A 20,507-nucleotide genomic window follows, 5' to 3' on the forward strand; every position below is an offset into this window, starting at 1 on the left:
GGAATATTCTCTCTCCGCGCCGGACCCGCAATTAAGATCAAGCCTGTTTGGCAGGCGCGTCGCATCATGCGACGGGTCCGGCCGTCACCCTTTCACGCCTGACGAAATCATGATCGCTTCCGTTACGCGCCGCTGGAAGATGACATAGGCGATGATGACCGGCAGCGCCGCCAGCATGGCGATGGCCATCAGCCGCGCATAGGCGACCCCGAAAGTGTCGTTGACCTGGGTGATGCCAACAGGGATGGTCATCATGTTTTCCGAGGTGACGACGAGGAAGGGCCAGAAGAAGGCGTTCCACACTGTGATGAACGTCACAATCGCCATAGCGGTGGTGATGCCCCAGTTAAGCGGCAGATAGACCTTAAAAAGAATGGTATATTCGCCGCCGCCATCCAGAACCACCGCCTCGCGCATCTCCTTCGGCACGCTGTCGAAGAACTGCTTGTAGACAATGATGACGATGGGCGTGATGAGCTGCGGCAGGATAATGCCCGCCCAGGTGTTGATAAGGTTAAGGTTCTTCATCAGGATAAATTGCGTGACGACCAGCGTCTGCGCCGGCACCATGAAACTGGCCAGCACGATGCCATAAAGCAGCCGCCGGCCCGGAAAACGTATCTGCGACAGGGCATAAGCACATAACATCGAGATCAGCAGCACCGACACGGTGACGATGGCCGCCGTGCCAACGGAGTTGATGTACCAGTTCATCAATTTCGTGTTGAAGATGGCGCTGACATAAGCGCTCAGCCGGAATTCATCGGGGATCAATGATGTGTTGCCGGCAACATTCTCATCCGAACGGATGGACGTCACGAACGTCCAGTAGAGCGGGAAAATCCAGACCAGTGCGGCCGAAAAGGTCAGCACGGTCAGGATAATGTTTTCTAGTCTTCTTGTGAGGCTCATGAGTTCCTCCGGATGCGCAGCAGCTGGAACTGGAGAATGGAAACGATCATGATCAGCAGGAACAGCACGGTCGCGACAGCGGAGGCGTAACCGCCATTGTTGAGCTGGAAGGCTTCACGATAGACCTTGAGAAGCAGCACGAAGCTGGAATTGAAGGGTCCGCCGCCGCTGAGCAGATAAATCTGGTCGAATATCTTCAGTTGCAGGATCAGTTGCAGAGTGAGCACGAGAGCTGTCACCGGCCATAACAGCGGCCAGGTGACGCGCCAGAAGCGTTGCCACGTCGTTGCACCGTCCAGCGAGGCAGCCTCATAAAGCTCGGCCGGAATATTGCGAAGGCCCGCGATGAACAGCAACACGTTGAAGCCATTCGTCCACCAGATGGTGACGACGGCGACCATCGGCATCACCCAATATGGGTTCTTGAATACCGCGACCGGCTTTCCGGCAATCAGCGAAATCACCGGTTGGAGAATACCGAACTGCAGATCGAGCATCCATGTCCAGATTTCAGTGACGACAGACACCGGCAGCACATAGGGCAGGAAGAACAGGCTCATTGCGATCGTCTGCTTGACACCCGACAGGCGGCTGACGGCAAGAGCGATCATCAGGGCGATGACTGTTGTCGGCACGACAGTCAGAAGCACAAAATAGCCGTTATTCTTGAGGGAGGTGACGAAAAGCTTGTCACTCAGCAACTTGGTGTAGTTGGCCAGCCCTACCCAGTCACCGTCGCCAATCAGCGGCGCATTGGTAAAACTGATGCGCACCATCTCGATCAAAGGATAAAGGAAGAAGGTGACGAAGACCACGATGAACGGCGTCACCATCGACAGCGCGATCAGCGATTTCTTGCGCCGGTTTTCAATCATAGCCATGGGATATCTCCGGGACCTCAGGCATTGCAGGCACCCTCCGGCCATAGACCGGAGGGCAGGTTTCCTGTCACTTCAGCTTGCTTTGCAGCTCTTCCTTGATCTGTGCCACCGCATCCGTGCCACTCATGAAGCCCTGAATGGCCGGCGCGATGACGTTGAGCGCCGCATCATAGGCGGGTGAGGCAACGCCAGTGATCGTCGTTTTCGGATCGAACACAGCTGCTTCCGCCAGCGACGCATAGGTCGCATTCGGCTGCATCGCCTTGTAGTCGCTGCCTTCGGTGATCGATTTATAGGCCGGGATATGGCCGGCATCGGCCCAGCTGATGGCGTGTTTTTCCATCCAGCCGATCACTTTCATGACGGCTGCGCGCTTCTCGCCGGAAATGGTCTTGTCACCCTGGTTGGGAATGGCAAAAGCGTGCGAATCCGCCCAGGTGGCGCGTTTGCCCATGAACGGTGGAACTTCAACAGCGCTCCATTTGAAGCCCAGCTTGCCGTTTTTCTCCAGATCCTTGTAGGTGGGCACTTCCCAGACGCCGTTCAGCTGGAAGGCGGATTTTCCGGCAGAGAACAGCGCGACGGAAGCTGGATATTCCGCCTGCTCGGGCGCCCAGCCGTTTTCGCGCCATTTCGACATGGTATCGATCGCCTTGGCGGCCTTTTCGGCATTGTCGCCGGCCAGAACCTCGCCATTGGTGACGAGTTCGCCGCCCTGTTGCGAGAACAACGTATAGAAGACACGCCAGACCCCGGCTTCTCCGCCGGACTGGTAGGTCACCGGTGTCTCGACGCCATTCTCCTTCGCCCAGGCCAACGCCTTCTCAAAGTCATCCATCGTCTTGATGCCGGTCAGCTTGCCCTCGGCATCGATATAGGGCGAGCCTTTGAGAAGATCGGCATTGTAGTAAAGAATAAGCGCGTGAATATCGAAAGGCACGGCATAAAGCTTGCCGTCATGGGTCGCCGCCTCAAGCGGAGCGCTGAAGAAATCGTCTTTCTTCAGGCCAGCATCTTCAAGGTCCTTGTCGGTGATTTCGCTCAGCACCTTTTCCTGCAGCGCCAGGGGCGCGCGGGACAGGTGATAGGTCATGACGTCAGGGCCCTCGCCGACGGCTGAGGCGGTTCGCACCTTGGTATAAAAGGGCACGCCCCACTCCAGTGTCGTTCCCTTGACCTGAATATCCGGGTGCTCCTTGTTGAAGGCATCGATCAACGCCTTCATGCGCACGCCATCGCCGCCGGACAGAAAGTCCCACCAGACGATATCCTGTTTGGCCAGCGCCGGCAGGGCGGTCAAACCCAGAACCGTGCCAACAAGCAATGTCTTGATCAGTCTCATCGTTCACTCCTCCCATTTATGTGGAAACACCCCTTGAAGAGGCGGTCTGTTCAATCGAAAGGCGCCTCCTCGCGCCTATCGCAATCTCTTGCCGTCGCTGTCGAACACCAGAATGTGTTCGGGCGAAGCGCTGAGCGACACGGACCGGCCATCGAGACTCTCGCGTGAGCCCTGCCGCTGCACGATGATTTCCTTGCCCGAGGGCGCGCGGGTGTAGAGATAGGAAACATCCCCCAGCTCCTCCGCCACCTCGACATTGACGGGCAAGGCGCCCTCCTGCGTTATCGTCAGATGCTCGGGCCGAACGCCGATCTCGACCCGCTGGCCGGCGGAAACAGGCTGCAGAAGCCGTGCTTCGAGATGTCTCTCGCCGCCATCGAGCGAAAGCGTCACGACGCCGTTTCGCTGTTCGACAATCTGCGCCTGCAGGAAGTTCATCGCCGGTGAGCCGATGAAGCCCGCGACGAACCGGTTGTCCGGATCGTCATAAAGGGTGAGCGGCGCACCCGCCTGCTGCACGACGCCGCCCTTCAGCACGAAAATCCTGTCCGCAAGCGTCATGGCCTCCACCTGGTCATGCGTGACATAGATCATCGTCGCGCCCAGCTTGCGGTGAAGCCGGGTCAGTTCCAGCCGCATCTGCACACGCAGTTCGGCGTCCAGATTGGACAGCGGTTCATCGAACAGGAATACCTTCGGCTGCCGGACAATGGCGCGGCCGATGGCCACGCGCTGCCTCTGCCCGCCGGAAAGCTGCGAGGGCCGTTTGTGCAGATGCTCCTCGAGCTGGAGGACGCGCGCGGCCTCGCCCACCCTCTCCGTCACCTCCGCCTTCGGCCGGCGTGCAAGACGCAGGCTGAACGCCATGTTCTCGAACACCGTCAGATGCGGATAGAGCGCATAGTTCTGGAACACCATCGCAACGCCGCGATCCGCCGGTTCGACTGCGGTGACATCACGCTCATCGATGGCGATGCGCCCGCCGCTGGTTTCCTCAAGGCCTGCGATCATGCGCAACAGGGTCGATTTTCCGCAGCCGGAAGGCCCCACGAAGACCGCAAAGCTGCCGGCTGGAATTTCCATCGAAACATCCCGGATCGCCGCGAAGGATCCGAAGGACTTGGCGACATTGTTGAGACGGACACCCATGGTCGCCTCACTGAACCTTCAGCCGAAGCACGTGATAGGACAGCGCTGGCACCGAACCCTTCAATGCCCCGTCCTCCACGGCGACGCCACTGCCCGGCACCGGCACGACGCGATCCGGCTGGTCCGGCCCGTTGCCGACACGCAAATCGTATCCCGCCATGGCCAGATGCAGGCTGAGCGTGGCGGATGAATAGCCGGTGAAGCTAACATCGATCTGCGCCGCTTCTGTCAGATGTCGGTTGAGCACGAACAGCGTCACCACGCCTTCCGCTTCGTCATAAACCCCGGCAACATCGAGATATTTGACGTCATCGGCCGCGTTGCAATCGTAAGTCGGGCAATCGACGGCGATGTTCAGCGCGACACCACGGCCATAAAGCGAGGCGAACTGATAGGGATAGTAGATCGTCTGCCGCCAGGCCGGGCCGTTCTTTTCCGCCCGGATGGGGGCGATGACATTGACGAGCTGGGCGATGCAGGCGATGCGCACCCGGTCCGAACGGCGGATGAACTCGTTGAGCAGACCGGCGACGAACAGCGCATCCTCGAAGTTGTAAGTTTCCTCCAGAAGTGCGGGCGCTTCCGGCCAGTCCCAGCTCTTGATGCGTTTGCCGTCTTCTTCGCGGATGTGATACCAGACGTTCCATTCATCGAAGCAGATGGAAACATCGTTCTTGGCGCGTTTCTTCGCCTTCACGTAATCGATGACCCCGGCAATCGTCTGGATATAGCGCCCGGTTTCCTCGATCTTGCCGAAATAGTTCAGCGTGTCGCGGCTGCTATTGCCGAAATATTTGTGCAGCGAGATATGATCGACATTCTCGTAGCACTCCTCCAGCACCTCGCGCTCCCATTCGGGATAGGTCGGCATGCCGTCATTGGAACTGCCGCAGACAATCGCTTCAATCGTCGGGTCGAAGCCCTTGAAGGCCTTGGCGGTTTCATTGGCGAGGCGGCCATATTCCACAGCCGTCTTGTGGCCGATCTGCCAGGGGCCGTCCATCTCGTTGCCGAGGCACCACATTTTCACACCGTGGGGCTTTTCAGTGCCGTGGCTGCGGCGCAGATCGCTGAGAGCCGTGCCTCCTGGAAAGTTCACGTATTCGAGGAAGTTGCGGGCATCGTCCAGCCCACGGGAACCGAGATTGACGGCGAGCATCATCTCGATGCCGGCCATCTGTGCCCAGTCGGCAAATTCATTGATGCCGATCTGGTTGGTTTCCTTCGAACGCCAAGCAAGGTCGAGACGGATGGGGCGCTGATCGCGCGGGCCGATGCCGTCTTCCCAGCGATAAGCTGACACGAAGTTGCCGCCGGGATAGCGGATCGCGGGAATTTTCAGGTCCTGCACGAATTTCAGGACGTCTTTGCGAAAGCCATTCGCATCCGCCTGCGGATGGCCGGGCTCATAAATCCCACCATAGATCGCACGCCCCATATGCTCGATGAAGGCGGAATAAAGACGATCGTCGATACGCCCAATCCGGAAGTCCCGGTGGACTGAAACCCGCGCTTTCATAAGGCTCTCCTCCCTGCGCATTTATATCTTAAAATATGATATGAACCATATTTGATAATATAGTTGCCGAGGGAATCCGCGCCTGTCAACCGCGAAAATCATACTTTTGAAAATTGAGGGTTCAGCCCGCGGTACGCAGGCGCAGGATGATGTCCTGATCGTAATTGCCAAAACCGCGGCCGAATATATTCAACCCGCCCGGATGTTTTGCATCGGCCTTGACCTCGATGCGCAAGCGGATGGAACGGTGGCTGGTCAGATCGATATCCGTCAGTGTCACATCCGAAATTCGGGTTCCGTCGACATAGGTTCCCTGTTCGGTGATGCGCCAGGTCTTGAGCATGCCATATTGGGAACCGGAGAGCTTCCACCAGTCCGGCGTAAACGTGCCGCGCTTGTCGCCGAAGTCGCCGGGTGAGGTCCACACCCCGATTTCCCGGCCGTTGACGGATAGCGTAATATCGGACGGCCAGTTGCTGTGCGTTCCGGGCACTTCGGAACTCACTTCCATCGAAAACTCGATTTCCTCGACTTCCCGCCCCTGAATCTTGGCATTATTGGGGAATTGATATTCCACGAAGCCGGAGGTCAACCACAGAAGCGCCGTCTTCATGCGGTCTGGATCCATGAATGTATCGGGCACATCAAGCAGCCCGATAATTCCCTCCGGCGAGCAGATGCCGCAGGGCGCGGTGACCGAACTTTGGGTGTAAAGACCGAGCGGCATGGCGACCGCGATGTAATTTGATGTGACAGGCGCCTCGGGTTTTCGGAACGAAACGATGAGTTCGTCGCAGGTGGCGAAGCAGATTTTCTGACTTCCCTTGCGCGCCTTGCGCGTTTCGGTTCGCAGAAGCCCCGCCTCCTCGAGAACGGCCACGCCGGCGGAAACGGTGGACTGGGGGAGTTCCAGTCTCTGTGCAATTTCGTTGACGTTGAGGCCGCTCGCCTCATGCAGCAGCTTTAATATTTGCACGCGGATCAGCGACGCCGCCGCCTTCAGGACATCGAATTCTTTTTCAGCATCAACGAGGAGAAAATTGGGCGCCATATTCTAATCTTCAGATTTATCGATCCAGATCAGAATTTCTGGCTTAAATGCCATGCACTTGTCCAGTGCTGTTTGTCATACAGGCGCTTTTGAAAGGCATGAAGCGCCATTCAGCCCGGGTGCTTCACAAAAAAGAGCACCGCCACATGGCTCGACACCGTGTGGCGGCGCCCGTTTCGTCGTCAGCCGCGCTTGCGCAGGGTCCGCGTGCCGGTGTCGACGAGATTTTGCGCCGCTTCATCCACGCTGGCGCGGCCGAAGGCGAGCGAATCGGCGATGGGGCGCATCACGCCACGGTCGAACTCGTTGGCGCCGATCGGGGCGGGTTCCGGATAGGCATCGGTCTTTCCGGACAGGCTTTCGATATAATCCACCGTCTTGCGCTCGGTCTCATTGAGCGTCGGCAACAGGGCCTCGCGCACGGCCTTGGCCGGCGGCACGCCACGTTCGACGCCGAGCGCCTTGCCGGCTTCCAGATCGTTGACAAAGAAGTTGATGAACTTCGCCGCCGCTTCCGCATTGGTCGAGGTGGACGAAATGGACCAGATGAGCCCCGGCCGGTAATAATGACCTGTCGGTTTGCCCGGCCCCTCGCCCGGCAGCATGCCGATGGACAGCGTTTGTTTATTGAGCTTCTGATAACCGACAAGCTGGTTGGAATAGGCAAAGCCGATAGCCGAATTGCCGAGCGTCAGGGCGTTGGATTCGATGGTATTGTCGTCACGGGTCTGAATGTCGGCGGAAACGCAAAGCTTGTTCTCGCGCAAATCCTCCCAATAGGCGAACCATTCCTTGGCGTCTTCCTTGTTGAAGCCGATGGTGCCGTCCTGAAACAGCAGCTTGCCGCGCTGGCGCAGCCAGACATCGAAAACATAATGATAACGCGCGCCATAGGGCACAGCCCAGTAGTTCCGTTTTGCCGGACCGTTCTTCTTGAAATCGCGCGCCAGTTCCGAAAGCGCCTTCCAGGTGATCTGGTCCTGCGGCACGGAAACGCCGGCTTCCTTCAGCGTGTCGGCGTCATACATCATGCAAAAGGAATTCAGCCCGAGGCCGACGCCGTAAAGCTTGCCGTCGATGCGGCAGAGATCGACCTCGCTTTTGCCGAAGGTGGAAAGATCAAGCGACTTGCCGACGAACTGGTCCAGCTCCATGCAGGCGCCACGGCCGGAATAATCGGCAATGGTGGAAGGTTCAAGCTGGAAGATATCGGCGACGTTGCGCCCCGCCATCGATGTCGCAAGCTTGGTCCAGTAATCGGAACCGGCGATCATTTCGCCGCTGATCTCCGTTTGCGGGTTTGCCTTCTGGTAAAGGGCGATCACGTCGTTGGTGCGCTTGCTGCGGTCGGCAGATCCCCACCATACGCAGCGAAGCCGGGTTTCGGCCGCGGCCGCGCGAAAACCGCCCGCCGCCACGCCGAGACCGGCCAGCGCCGCCGTTACCAAAAATCCACGTCTGTCGATAGTTTGCATCTGCTCCTCCCGCATTTTGCAAATTTTTCACTGACCACTTAAATTCTTGCAAATTTTCTTAGTTTGCAATATTTGCATCATATTAGATTTTTTTGCAAGCGCAGGAGACGATATGAACGATACGCCCGACATCAGCCGCCCGCGCCAGTCGGATATCGCCCAGCGCGCCGGGGTTTCCATCAGCACCGTCTCGCGCGTTCTTGCAGGGGAAAAGGGTATCAGCGCGTCGATCCAGACCAAGGTTCTGGGGGTGGCGGCGGAACTTGGTTATCCATTGCGGCCGGTCACAACCCAGACCGGCGGCGTGCCGCTGGAGGGCAAGAAAATCCTCGCCCTCATGTCCGCCGAAAGGGCGACCGGCGATATCGGCGCTTTTTATCACGATATTTTCGACATGCTGCGCAGTCTTGCCCAGACGGACGGTTTCGAACTCGACATCCGGCTTTTGCACCAGAAACAGGTGGATGATGCGCTGACCCAGCGGGTCTGCGAGGTGGACGGTCTTCTCGCCATCGGTCTCGATCCCGAGGATGAAATCATCCACCGCATCACGCAGGGTGTGCTGCAACCGGTTCTGGTCAACAGCGCCGATCCCTCGATGATGCTGGACTGCGTTTCGCCTTCCAATTTTTACGGCGGGGCGCTGGCGGCGCGGCGGCTTCTGGAGCTCGGGCACCGCAAGGTCGCCTATATCGGCCCGCATCATCGCCACACCATAAGGGAGCGTATGCGCGGCTTCCGCCACACGATTCTTGAGGGAGAGGGAACGACCTATGAGGAGTTTCTGCTTTCGACGGCGGATAGCGGCTTCGGACAGGCAGGCGATGCAGTTCGCCAGCTATTGGCCAAAAACCCTGAACTCACCGGCATCTTCTGCATGAATGACGCGATTGCGCTCGGTGCGCTGGGGGCAGCGCAGGAGCTTGGCCTCGCCGTGCCGGACGATCTTTCCATCATCGGCTTCGACGACCTGCCCTTTGCCGAACTTTCCACGCCCCGTCTCAGCACCATCCGCGTCGACCGTCGAGAAATCGCCCGTGAGGCGGTGGAACTGATGCGCCGCCGGCTGACGGAACCCTCCGCCAATGCCCGTCAGGTGCAGCTTGGCGTGCAGCTGGTGGAAGGACAGACGGCCGGCAAGGCAAGAAAGACGGGAAAGGCAGCACGCGATGCATGACACCATGAGTAAGCCCACCATGGCCAGATTCAATCCGCTGCATGGCAATCCGCTCAAAAGCCGCGCCGATGTCCGACGGGCGCTGGATGACAGTTTCGCGCCGCTTCTTCCCTATTTTTCGCCGGGCGCCGCAAGAGTGACGCTCAGCGGAGCCGCCGCGCATTTCGACCGGGCGGCGGCCGATCTGGAAGGTTTCGCCCGGCCGCTCTGGGGCATCGCACCGCTTGCGCTGAGCGGCGATCATTTCGACCATTGGCCGCTTCTGGCACAGGGAATTGCCAACGGCACCGATCCTTCCCATCTCGAATATTGGGGCGATGTGCGCCAGAAGGACCAGCGGCTGGTGGAGCTTGCAGCAATCGGGTTTGCGCTGCGGCTTGCGCCGCAGCACCTGTGGGAACCGCTTTCCGACGCGCAGAAAGACAATGTGCGGCGTTATCTGCTGGCGGCGCGCGAGCGCAATTACGCCGATAATAACTGGAAGTTCTTCCGGGTGATGGTCGATATGGCGCTTGATCATCTCGGCATCGAATTCGACCGCAGCCTGACCGAGACATTCCAGAAGGAACTGGACGATTTCTATATTGCCGACGGCTGGTATCGTGACGGTAATTATCGCCGCATCGACCATTACATCGCCTTCGCCATGCATTTTTATGGCCTGATCTACTCGAAACTCAGCAAGCCTGACGACGCCTACGCCGCACGTTACCGGGAGCGGGCGCGCCTCTTCGCCGGCGATTTCGCCAGCTGGTTCGATGAGGATGGCGGCACGCTCGCCTTCGGCCGCTCCATGACCTATCGCTTCGCCTGCGGCGGCTTCTGGGCCGGCCTTGCCTTTGCCGATGAGGAGGCGCTGCCCTGGGGCGAAATCAAGGGGCTTTATCTGCAACATCTGCGCTGGTGGGCGAAAAAGCCGATTGCCGACCGCGACGGCGTGCTCTCCATCGGCTACGCCTATCCGCAGCTCACCATGTCCGAAAGCTATAATTCGGCGGGCTCGCCCTACTGGGCCTTCAAGGCCTTTCTGCCGCTGGCCCTGCCGGAAAGCCACCCCTTCTGGCTGGCGGAGGAAAAACAGCCTGAAACATCCGCAAATCCAAAGCCGCTCGCTCATCCCGGCATGGTGCTGATGCGGGCCGCTGGCAATGTCACGGCACTTTCCAGCGGCCAGGAAAATCTTTCCATGCGTGGCGGGCCGGAGAAATATGCCAAATTCGCCTATTCCTCGCGTTACGGTTTCGGCGTGGAAGTGGACGAGCGTGGTTTCAAGACCAACGGTTTCGACAACATGCTGGCCTTTTCCGAAGACGGCCTGCACTACCGCGTGCGCGAGACCAACGAAAAGGTTCTGCTGGCCGGGGAAAGCCTGCGGGCGACATGGAAGCCGTTCCCGGATGTGGCGGTTGAAACGACGCTGATTGCGGCTGGCGACTGGCATATAAGGCTGCACCGGATCACCTCCGCCCGTCCCCTTTCGGTGACCGAAGGCGGCTTCGCTATCAACCGCAACGACGGCGACCGCGACGCCGTGCGCGAAGAGCCGGGCCGGGCGACTGCCGATTGCGGCACGGACATATCCGACATTGTCGATCTCGGCTCCAGCATAACCCGCCACGGCGTGGCACTGAAGGCGCTGCCCAACACCAATCTCGTCAACGCCAAGACCACGGTGCCGCAATTGCGGGGTGAGATTCCGGCGGGCGAAACCCTGCTCGCCTGCGCGGTCTTTGCGGGGATGGCCGGGCCAGAAAGCGAAAAAGCGCTGGCGACGCCACCTGCCTTTCCGGAAATGGAGGCGCTCGACCGCCTGTTTGCCGAACGGGGCGTTTCGGTCAGCAGCATGGCGGCAACGGGAGAGCCGCAATGACGAGCCCGCTTCCGCGTCTCAGCCTTGCCATGGACCCGGAGCGAACCCAGCATGTGCTGACACCGCAGGCGCTCGACAGGCTGTCGCAGAGCGTCGAGATTCTCGATACGGGGCGGATCTGCGATTTCCACGATCCCGCAGTTAAAGAGCAGCTGGCACGGACGGATATTCTTCTGACCGGCTGGGGCTGTCCGGATATCGGCGCGCGGGAGCTGGCGCTGATGCCGTGCCTCAAACTGATCTCCCATGCCGCCGGCACGGTCAAATATTTCCTGTCGCAGGCGGTGTTCGATCGTGGCGTTACCGTGTGCAGTGCGGCGGAGGCGAATGCGCAGCCGGTCGCCGAATTTTCGCTGGCGATGATCCTGCTCGCCGGCAAGCGCACCTTCGGCTTCCGGCGTCTCTATCTGGAGCACCGAGATCGCGCCCCTGTCGAACGATTGCAGGCGCAGGCCATCGGCAATCTCGGCCTCACGGTCGGCATTGTCGGCGCCTCACGCATCGGACGTCGCGTCATCAATCTGTTGCAGCCCTTCGATCTCAACCTTATCCTTTTCGACCCGCTTCTAAGCGTTGCGGAGGCGGAAAAGCTCGGTATACGTCTCGTCTCGCTTGAGGAGCTGGTGGCGGTGAGCGACGTCATTTCCCTGCATGCGCCTTCCCTGCCGGAGACACAGCATATGATCGGCGCGGCAGCGCTTGCCCGCATGAAGGACGGCGCGACCTTGATCAATACGGCGCGCGGCGCGCTGGTGGATGAAGACGCGCTTCTGGCCGAACTGAAAACCGGACGCATCGAAGCCGTCATCGACGTGACCGACCCGGAAGTGCCGCCGCCGGATTCACCCTTCTACAGCCTGCCCAACGTGTTCCTGACGCCGCATATCGCAGGCGCCACCGGGCTTGAACGCGCAAGGCTCGGTGACATGGCGATTGCCGAAATCGAACGCTTCTGCCGCGCGGCACCCCTGCAACAGCAGGTGCGGCCGGAACATCTGGAACTGATCGCATGAGATTTTTCGAGCCGGGCCTCTGCTCCGTCACCTTCCGCTCCCTGTCGCCACAGGCCGTCATCGACCTTGCCGCCGCAAACGGCACCAAGGCAATCGAATGGGGTGCGGATATCCATGTACCGCCCGGCGATCTCGAAAATGCAAGGGATGTGGCGGCGCGGACGGCAGAAGCCGGCCTCTCCGTCTCGTCCTACGGCTCCTATATCTTTGCGCCGGATTCTACGCCGGAAGATGTGGCTGCCGTGCTCGAAACCGCAAAGGCCCTCGGTGCCGGCCATATCCGTATCTGGCCCGGCAGCAGCAAACGCCCGTCTGCCGATTACTCCCCAGGCGAGCGCCGCGTGGCGGCGGAAGCACTGGCGACAATCGCCCGCCGGGCGCACGACGATGGCATCACAATCGGCCTCGAATATCACCCCAACTCACTGACGGACACCCTGCCCTCGGCCCTGCAACTCATGCAGGACTTGCCGATGCCCAACCTCTTCTTTTACTGGCAACCCGCCCCCGGACTGCCTCTGGAGGACGCACTCACGGAAATATCCGCACTCGGCTCCCGCATCTGCCATCTCCACGTCTTCGCCTGGCTCGCCGACGCCAGCCGCCTGCCGCTTCACGAACGCGCGGATTATTGGCGGGCGTGCGTGGATGCATTGCCGGAAGGCGACTGGACGAAGACGGCTTTCGCGATGCTGGAATTCGTCAAGGGTGACGATATCGAGCAGTTCGCGGAAGATGCGGCGGTTCTCGGCGACATTCTTTATAGAACATAGAACCCCGCCCTATGACTGCCCACTGGTCAGGAAGATGCTTCTTTGCCCCCTTCACATAGTGAAATTTATGCACTATGTTTTATTGATGCGTGGGGGCGCATGGACAAACTGGTTCAGATCGGGAACATCATTATACGCGTCTATGCGAACGATCATTTGCCACCGCATTTTCACATCATGAAACCGGATGCCGATGCCCGTGTCGACATCGAAAATCTGGAGATCTTGTGCGGCAAGCTATCCCGCAGGGCTGAAGCCGAAGCTTTGGCATGGGCGAGAAACAATGGGAACCTGATTGTCGATGAATGGAATCGGACGAACCCGCGTTTTCCCATTGTAAGAAAGGGAAAGAAGTCATGACACCGCGCATCAAAACCATCCTGCCCCATCCACCTTGCACGCTCACCATCGACTGGGTGGACGGAAGCCAGTCGACTGCCGATCTGACCGGATGGATAGCGACCGGAGGAAAATTGCTCAATCCGCTCCATTCGGCAGATATCTGGCAGACCGCGACAGTCGCCGACTATGGCGCGAGCGTGGAATGGGACGGAGACGACCTGGCAATCGATGCCTATCACCTTTACCAGATCGCGCAGGACCAGCGGGATTTCGATGTGGAGGACCTGCGCAAATGGCAGGAGGAAATCGGCCTTTCCAATAATGAGGCGGCGGATTTTCTCGGCGTCACTTTACGGACGTGGAACAACTATCGTGCGGGCACGCCTGTAAGCCACGCGATCAAGATGCTGCTGCGGGCCACCCAGCGCGACCCGCTTCTCATGCATGCGCATTTTCGTCCCCGCCGGCCAGGACGCCCGAAACACGCAGCGTAAGACGGCTGCCGGCAGCGCTATATCCGCCGCCCATCCGCCCCGAACAGATGCGTCTTCGCCAAATCGAACGCAAAGGGAATGGTCTCGCCGATGCGGATATGGCGCTGGCCGTCCAGCAGCACGGTGGCGGGCTGGCCGTCGGGGGTCGCGGTGTAGACCACCGTTGAGCCGCCGAGATGTTCGACGAGCTGGATGGAAGCCTCACCCAGCGAGGCGGACTGCTCCTGCGGGTTCACATGTTCCGGGCGCACGCCGAAGGTGAGCGGTTCGCCCTGTTGCGCGGCGACCGGTTTTTCCAGCACGATGCGCTGACCGGCCACCTCTATGGTGCGGTTGGAACTGTCGCCAGAAGCCACCTTGGCGGAGAGGAAATTCATCTTCGGCGAACCGATGAAACCGGCGACGAACTGGTTTGCCGGGTTGTTGTAAAGATCGAGCGGGCGGCCGACCTGCATGATGCGACCTTCGCGCAGCACGACGATCTTGTCGGCCATGGTCATGGCTTCCACCTGGTCATGCGTCACATAGATCATGGTGCTGCCGAGCGTCTGGTGCAGCTTGGCGATTTCAACACGCATCTGCACGCGCAGTTCCGCATCGAGGTTGGACAAGGGCTCGTCGAACAGGAAGATTTTCGGTTCGCGCACGATGGCGCGGCCGATGGCGACGCGCTGGCGCTGGCCGCCCGAAAGCGCCTTCGGCTTGCGCTGCAAAAGCGGGCCGATCTGCAGGATATCGGCGGCCTTTTGCACCCGTGCCTGGACTTCCGGTTTCTTGTAGCCTGCCGTCTCCAGACCGAAGGCGAGGTTCTTGTAGACGCTCATGTGCGGATAGAGCGCATAGGACTGGAAGACCATGGCGATTCCGCGCTTGGAGGCGGCGGTTTCGTTGACCCTTTCGCCATCGATGCGAAGATCGCCCTCGGAGATTTCTTCCAGTCCGGCGATCATGCGTAAAAGCGTGGACTTTCCGCAGCCCGAGGGGCCGACGAAAACTGTGAATTCGCCCGGTTCGATCTTGAGATCGATGCCGTGGATGACCGGAAAAGCGCCGAACCGCTTGACGATTTTTTCCAGAGTAATGCTGCTTGCCATGCTGTTTCTCCCGACTGTCGCGCCGCGCAAAGGGCAGCCGCGACAGTGTTGATGGTCTTATAAAATGTTCTCTCGGTTCAGCGTTTCATTCCCGTCGTCGCGATGCCTTCGATCAGCAGCCGCTGGAAAAACAGGAAGAACAGGAAGACCGGCACCAGCGACAAGTTGGACATGGCGAAAAGCGAGGTCCAGTCCGAGCTGCCGGTGGAATCCACGAAGGATCTGAGACCGAGCTGCACGGTGTAGGTGTTGATGTCGTTCAGATAGATCAGCGGACCGAAGAAATCGTCCCATGTCCAGATGAAGGAAAAGATCGCGGCCGTCGCCAAAACCGGCAGCGACAGGGGCAGCATAATCTTCCAGTAGATGCGGAAGGGCGAGCAGCCATCCATGACCGCCGCCTCGTCCAGTTCACGCGGGATGCCGCGGAAGAACTGCACCATCAGGAAGATGAAGAAGGCATCCGTCGCGAGGTATTTCGGCACGATCAGCGGCAGCGACGTGTTCACCCAGCCCATTTCCAGAAACAGGATATATTGCGGGATGAGCACGACGTGATAGGGCAGCATGAGCGTGCCGAGCATCAGCGCAAACCAGAAATTGCGCCCGCCGAACCGAAGCCTTGCAAAAGCAAAGGCGGTGAGCGAGCAGCCGACCACATTCCCTATGGTAGCGAGCACCGAGATGAAGAAGGAGTTCCAGAAGAACTGCCCGAAACTAACCTGCAGCCCCGTCCAGCCACGTATATAACCGCCAAAATCGACTGCCGAGGGAATGAGCGAGGAAGAGCCGAACAGCTCATCCTGCGGCCGGAAAGAGCCCGATATCATCCACAGGATCGGATAGAGCATCGCGAAGGACGCGATGATCAACGCCGTGTGGAGCATCACCGATTTCAGCGGCGAGCGTTGCGGGCCTTGTCCCGGCCGGGGGGCGGTAACAGCGTCAGTCATCGTAATGCACCCAGTATTTTGCGCTGAGGAACGAGAAGGCCGTGAACAGCGAGATGATGATCACCAAAATCCAGGCCAGCGCCGAGGCATAACCCATGCGGAAGAAACCGAAGGCTTCCTGATAGAGGTAGAGCGTGTAGAACAGCGTCGAGTTGATCGGCCCGCCGGAGCCTTCGGAAATGATGAAGGCGGGCGTGAAGGCCTTGAAGGCGTCGATCGTCTGGATGACGGCGTTGAAGAAGATCACCGGCGTCAAAAGCGGCAGGGTAATGCGGAAGAACTGCCGCACCTTGCTCGCGCCGTCGATATCGGCGGCCTCATACATGTCCTGCGGGATTTGTCTCAGACCCGCAAGGAAGATGATCATCGGCGACCCGAACTGCCAGACGGACAGGATAACCAGCGTGTAGATCGAATAATCAGGATTGGAAATCCAGCTTGGGCCTTCATAACCGAAAGCCTGCCAGAGCAGCATGTTGACGAGGCCATCGGACGCGAAAAGCTGGCGCCAGAGAACGGCGATCGCGACGCTGGAACCCAGCAGCGACGGCAGATAGAAGATCGCGCGGTAGAGCGTTAGCGCCTTTATGCCGCGATTGAAGGCGAGCGCCACCAGCAGCGCGAAGATGAGCTTCAGCGGCACCGACAGCAGCACATAGGTAAACGTCACCTGCATGGCTGCTGCAAATTTTGGGTCATCGGTTGCGATGCGCACATAGTTCGCCGCACCCACCCAATCCGGCGACTGCAACAGATCGTAATTGGTGAAGGACAGATAAAGCGACGCCAGCGCCGGGCCAAGCGTGAGGCCAAAAAAGCCGATCAGCCAGGGCAGCAGAAACAGGTAGGCGTGAATGTTGCGGTCGAAAACCCGCTTCAGGCCGCCCCGTTTCGGGAGAGCCGCGCCACGGCTCTCCTCCACAAGAGTTTCAGATCGAAAGGCCATAAACCATCACTTCCGTTTGATAACGGTTTCGGATTCCTTGACGAGGCGGTCACCGCCCTCTTCCGGCGTGATCTTGCCGAAGCCAACTTCTTCTGCCGTGCGTTTCAAAACGAAGGCGAACTCGCCCGCGCCCGGAGGCGGCGCCGGCGGCAGATCGCCGACGCCGGGGGTAATCTCGGCAATATAGTCCACCATCGTCTTGCTGACCTCGTCGAGCTTGCCGCTCAACTGGCTGCGCATGGATTCCGACGCCGGAACGCCACGCTCGACGCCGAGAATGTCGACGCCCTGCGGGTCAGCCACGAGGAAGTTGATGAACCCAATCGCCTGCTCGATGCCGGCACTGCCATTGGCGACGCTGATGAGCATGGAGGGTTTCAGATAATGGCCAGAAGGGCCATCTTTCGTGCTCTTCGGATAGGAGCTTATGGCAAGCTTGGACTTGTTCAGCTTCTGATACCCGACGAACTGATTGGAATGGGCAAATGCAGTTGCCGCCTTGCCCGTCGTCAGCGGGTTGGTTTCAATGTTGAGCTGGTCGAGCGCCTGCACGTCGGCTGGCACACAGGCGCCGCTTTTGCGCAGATCAGCCCACAGGGTGAACCACTTGGTGGCATCGGTCGGATCGAAGCCGATCCCGCCATCCTGCGTGTAGAGCGATTTGCCGTTCTGGCGCAGCCAGTTTTCAAAGCTCGGCTCCACGCCGCTGGCGTCGGCCGTTGCGTAATAACCGGGCTTCGGCTTGTTCTTGCTGAGCTTGGTGGCGTTTTCGGCAAACTCCTCCCAGGTCTGGCCGATCGACGGCGGCGTCGCGCCGGATTTTTCCCAGGCCGCCTCATCAAAGAAGACGGCGCTGGAATTGACGCCGAGATTGATGCCATAAAGCTTGCCATCGACCCGGCCGGAATCGATGTTCATCTTGCCGAAATCCTCGATCTTCAGGCCCTTGCCGATATAGTCATCCAGCGGAGCAAGTGCGCCGCGCCGGCCATATTCGAAGATGTAGCGATAATCCATCTGGATCAGGTCAGGCGCATTGCGGCCCGCCACCTGCGTGGCAAGGCGCGGCCAGTAGTCGCTCCAGCCTGCGAATTCACCGGCAATGTCGAGATCCGGCTTGACCTGCTTATAGGCTGCTATCGCCTTGTTGGTGCGGTCGGCGCGCTCCTGCGAACCCCACCACAACATGCGAAGGCGCGCGGCCTGGGCCTGCGCTGAACCACCTCCCAGTGCTGCAAGCGACAGGGCGCCGAGCCCCGCTGAAAGCACACCTCTCCTGTGAAGCATCACGGGCATTGGCAACTCCTCCCTATTGACTGCCAATTGATGATGAACGTAAACGACGCTTGCCGTTTTATAACTAATTGGTTACATGGGAACACTGATCGCAAACATTGTCAAGCGGGTGCTGAAATGGAAAAAACGACAACAAACCAGCCGTCCGATCCGGCCCCCGATGCCGCCATGGAGAAAACGCCGTCGCCCAAGCGCAAACGCGCGACGGCACAGGTGCGAAACCCGGAAAGGACGCGCGCCGCCATTCTTGAAGCCGCCCGCCGTGAGGTGGCCGCCAAGGGGCTGGCGGGGGCTCGGATAGATGTCGTCGCCCGGCGCGCCGGCACCAACAAGCGGATGATCTACCATTATTTCGGCGACAAGGATGCGCTTTATCTCGCCGTTCTCGAAGACGCTTACCGCCATATCCGCCACACCGAGAGACGGCTTGACCTGGCCCGAAAGGCCCCGTCGGAGGGCCTGCGGGAACTTGCGCTTTTTACCTGGCACTACTTCCTCGACCACCCCGAATTCCTGAGCATCCTCGCCACGGAAAACCTCAATAAAGCCCGCTATCTCAGGCAATCCCCGACGATTACGGCGATGCATTCGAATTTCATTTCAGAGCTGGAAGACGTGCTGCGGCGGGGCAGCGACGCCGGCGAATTCCGTGACGGTCTCGATCCGATCGACGTCTATCTGACCATTGCTTCGCTCGGCGCCTTTTATCTTTCGAACCGGTTCACGCTGTCGACCATCTTCCAGCGCGACCTGACCGACCCTGCCGAACTGGAACGCTGGGGCCAGCATATCGTCGATACCCTGCTTGCTGCAGTGCGGCCGGCCTGAACCGGCCGAACCGATTTTCTCTTTAACAACAGCGACGACGCGCCATTCGCATCCGCGAAGCGCGCCGTTTTCTTTTTGCGACGCGGTGGAGACCCGTAAGTTCAGCGATCCTCACCTCATGAATTTTTCCTGTCAAAAACACCTTGACAGATCGCACCTTTCACGAACACAAATAACCAAATGGTTACAAATTGCCATGTTTGACGGAAGCGGCTTTCGGGAAAAGGCCGCCTTGGGAGGAAATTCATGAAACGTATCGGCGTCATCATGCACGGCATCACCGGCCGCATGGGTTACAACCAGCATCTCGTGCGCTCCGTTCTCGCCATTCGCGATCAGGGCGGCGTGCTGTTGAAGAACGGCGAAAGGGTCATGCTCGACCCCATTTTGGTCGGGCGAAACGGCGCGAAGATTGAGGAAATCGCGAAAAAACATAATGTCGCCCGCTGGACCACCGATATCGATGCGGCGCTTGCAAACCCTGATGACACGCTGTTCTTCGATGCCGGCACGACGCAGATGCGCGGCAGCCTTTTGGAAAAAGCCATCAAGGCCGGCAAGAACGTCTATTGCGAAAAGCCGATTTCCGACACGATGGAAGAGGCGCTGGCCATTGCACGGCTGGCCGAAAGCGCCGGCATCAAACACGGCGTGGTGCAGGACAAGCTGTTCCTGCCGGGCTTGCGCAAGCTCGCCATGCTGCGCGACAGCGGCTTTTTCGGAAAAATCCTCTCGGTCCGCGGCGAGTTCGGTTACTGGGTTTTTGAAGGCGACTGGCAACCGGCGCAGCGCCCCTCCTGGAATTACCGCCTGAAGGATGGCGGCGGCATCATTCTCGATATGCTGTGCCACTGGCGTTATGTGCTCGACAATCTGTTCGGCCCGGTCAAATCGGTCAGCTGCCTCGGCGCGACCCATATTCCGGAACGTTTTGACGAACAGGGCAAAGCCTATAAGGCGGATGCGGATGACGCGGCCTATGCCACTTTCGAACTTGAAGGCGGCGCCATTGCCCATATCAACTCCTCATGGGCGGTACGGGTGCGTCGCGACGACCTCGTGACCTTCCAGGTCGATGGCACCCATGGCTCGGCGGTGGCGGGCCTGACCAAATGCTTTACCCAGCACCGCACCAACACACCTAAGCCAGTTTGGAACCCCGACCAGCCGCAGACCATCGATTTCTACAAGACCTGGCAGGAAGTGCCGGACAATGTCGTCTACGATAACGGCTTCAAGGCGCAGTGGGAAATGTTCGTGCGCCATCTCGTCGACAACGAGCCGTGGCCCTATGGGCTGATGGAAGGCGTGAAGGGCGTGCAGCTTGCCGAGCTTGGATTGAAATCGTGGAAGGAACGCCGCTGGCTCGACGTTCCCGCTATTTCCTAAGGA

General features: G+C 59.3%; 19 protein-coding genes. 8 read left to right on the forward strand and 11 right to left on the reverse strand.

Annotated features, from left to right (window positions below):
• Window positions 1-84: 84 nt before the first annotated feature.
• From ACQZ48_RS00160 to ACQZ48_RS00190, 7 genes are all read right to left on the reverse strand, one after another.
• Window positions 85-912 carry a carbohydrate ABC transporter permease gene (locus ACQZ48_RS00160; RefSeq protein WP_063949887.1) on the reverse strand — a complete coding sequence of 276 codons (828 nt, stop codon included), beginning with the start codon at window positions 910-912 and terminating at the stop codon, window positions 85-87.
• Entirely contained in the window at window positions 909-1,793 is an 885-nt protein-coding gene (locus tag ACQZ48_RS00165; RefSeq protein ID WP_448728311.1) for a carbohydrate ABC transporter permease, read from the reverse strand. Before ACQZ48_RS00165 ends, ACQZ48_RS00160 begins: the two co-directional genes overlap by 4 nt.
• A gap of 67 nt (window positions 1,794-1,860) precedes the next feature.
• Window positions 1,861-3,135: an extracellular solute-binding protein gene (locus tag ACQZ48_RS00170; protein ID WP_448728312.1), complete on the reverse strand. Its 1,275-nt coding sequence runs from the start codon at window positions 3,133-3,135 to the stop codon at window positions 1,861-1,863.
• A gap of 75 nt (window positions 3,136-3,210) precedes the next feature.
• Entirely contained in the window at window positions 3,211-4,284 is a 1,074-nt protein-coding gene (locus tag ACQZ48_RS00175) for an ABC transporter ATP-binding protein (protein ID WP_077984178.1), read from the reverse strand.
• Between the two features lie 7 nt (window positions 4,285-4,291).
• Window positions 4,292-5,803, reverse strand: coding sequence for an arabinosylfuranosidase ArfA (gene arfA / locus ACQZ48_RS00180; RefSeq protein WP_137412080.1), 1,512 nt, complete (start codon window positions 5,801-5,803; stop codon window positions 4,292-4,294).
• A 121-nt stretch (window positions 5,804-5,924) separates the two neighbouring features.
• Complete coding sequence (locus ACQZ48_RS00185) at window positions 5,925-6,854, reverse strand: ArsR/SmtB family transcription factor (RefSeq protein WP_142913943.1); 930 nt, start codon at window positions 6,852-6,854, stop codon at window positions 5,925-5,927.
• 182 nt (window positions 6,855-7,036) lie between these two features.
• The gene (locus ACQZ48_RS00190) at window positions 7,037-8,329 is read right to left on the reverse strand and encodes an ABC transporter substrate-binding protein (RefSeq protein WP_137412078.1); all 1,293 of its coding nucleotides are present in this window, start codon (window positions 8,327-8,329) and stop codon (window positions 7,037-7,039) included.
• 112 nt (window positions 8,330-8,441) lie between these two features.
• Here ACQZ48_RS00190 and ACQZ48_RS00195 point away from each other — a divergent pair, with 112 nt between their 5' ends.
• The 6 genes from ACQZ48_RS00195 to ACQZ48_RS00220 all read left to right on the forward strand — a co-directional run bounded on the left by ACQZ48_RS00195 (window position 8,442) and on the right by ACQZ48_RS00220 (window position 13,998).
• A complete protein-coding gene (locus tag ACQZ48_RS00195) occupies window positions 8,442-9,506 on the forward strand; it encodes a LacI family DNA-binding transcriptional regulator (protein ID WP_448728313.1) in 1,065 nt (354 codons plus the stop codon).
• Window positions 9,499-11,376, forward strand: coding sequence for a DUF2264 domain-containing protein (locus tag ACQZ48_RS00200; RefSeq protein WP_448728314.1), 1,878 nt, complete (start codon window positions 9,499-9,501; stop codon window positions 11,374-11,376). Before ACQZ48_RS00195 ends, ACQZ48_RS00200 begins: the two co-directional genes overlap by 8 nt.
• Window positions 11,373-12,389, forward strand: coding sequence for a hydroxyacid dehydrogenase (locus ACQZ48_RS00205; protein WP_448728315.1), 1,017 nt, complete (start codon window positions 11,373-11,375; stop codon window positions 12,387-12,389). Before ACQZ48_RS00200 ends, ACQZ48_RS00205 begins: the two co-directional genes overlap by 4 nt.
• Window positions 12,386-13,162: a sugar phosphate isomerase/epimerase family protein gene (locus ACQZ48_RS00210; protein WP_448728316.1), complete on the forward strand. Its 777-nt coding sequence runs from the start codon at window positions 12,386-12,388 to the stop codon at window positions 13,160-13,162. Before ACQZ48_RS00205 ends, ACQZ48_RS00210 begins: the two co-directional genes overlap by 4 nt.
• Before the next feature lie 99 nt (window positions 13,163-13,261).
• A complete protein-coding gene (locus tag ACQZ48_RS00215) occupies window positions 13,262-13,522 on the forward strand; it encodes a DUF4160 domain-containing protein (protein WP_448728317.1) in 261 nt (86 codons plus the stop codon).
• The gene (locus tag ACQZ48_RS00220) at window positions 13,519-13,998 is read left to right on the forward strand and encodes a hypothetical protein (protein ID WP_077984187.1); all 480 of its coding nucleotides are present in this window, start codon (window positions 13,519-13,521) and stop codon (window positions 13,996-13,998) included. The genes ACQZ48_RS00215 and ACQZ48_RS00220 overlap by 4 nt, the downstream gene beginning before the upstream one ends.
• Window positions 13,999-14,015: 17 nt before the next feature.
• Here the strand turns inward: ACQZ48_RS00220 and ACQZ48_RS00225 are convergent, their stop codons facing one another.
• From ACQZ48_RS00225 to ACQZ48_RS00240, 4 genes are all read right to left on the reverse strand, one after another.
• Window positions 14,016-15,092, reverse strand: a complete 1,077-nt coding sequence (locus ACQZ48_RS00225) for an ABC transporter ATP-binding protein (RefSeq protein WP_077984188.1) — start codon at window positions 15,090-15,092, stop codon at window positions 14,016-14,018.
• A 77-nt stretch (window positions 15,093-15,169) separates the two neighbouring features.
• A complete protein-coding gene (locus ACQZ48_RS00230; RefSeq protein ID WP_035210311.1) occupies window positions 15,170-16,045 on the reverse strand; it encodes a carbohydrate ABC transporter permease in 876 nt (291 codons plus the stop codon).
• Window positions 16,038-16,991 (reverse strand): carbohydrate ABC transporter permease, encoded by a 954-nt coding sequence (locus tag ACQZ48_RS00235; RefSeq protein ID WP_162520601.1) that lies wholly within the window; start codon window positions 16,989-16,991, stop codon window positions 16,038-16,040. The genes ACQZ48_RS00230 and ACQZ48_RS00235 overlap by 8 nt, the downstream gene beginning before the upstream one ends.
• 6 nt (window positions 16,992-16,997) lie before the next feature.
• A complete protein-coding gene (locus ACQZ48_RS00240; RefSeq protein ID WP_448728318.1) occupies window positions 16,998-18,287 on the reverse strand; it encodes an ABC transporter substrate-binding protein in 1,290 nt (429 codons plus the stop codon).
• Between the two features lie 117 nt (window positions 18,288-18,404).
• Here ACQZ48_RS00240 and ACQZ48_RS00245 point away from each other — a divergent pair, with 117 nt between their 5' ends.
• Both ACQZ48_RS00245 and ACQZ48_RS00250 read left to right on the forward strand, forming a co-directional pair.
• Window positions 18,405-19,115, forward strand: coding sequence for a TetR/AcrR family transcriptional regulator (locus tag ACQZ48_RS00245; protein ID WP_137412069.1), 711 nt, complete (start codon window positions 18,405-18,407; stop codon window positions 19,113-19,115).
• A gap of 246 nt (window positions 19,116-19,361) precedes the next feature.
• Window positions 19,362-20,504, forward strand: a complete 1,143-nt coding sequence (locus tag ACQZ48_RS00250) for a Gfo/Idh/MocA family protein (protein ID WP_448728319.1) — start codon at window positions 19,362-19,364, stop codon at window positions 20,502-20,504.
• The last annotated feature ends 3 nt before the right edge of the window (window positions 20,505-20,507 follow it).

Source organism: Agrobacterium sp. 22-209-1 (assembly GCF_053522485.1).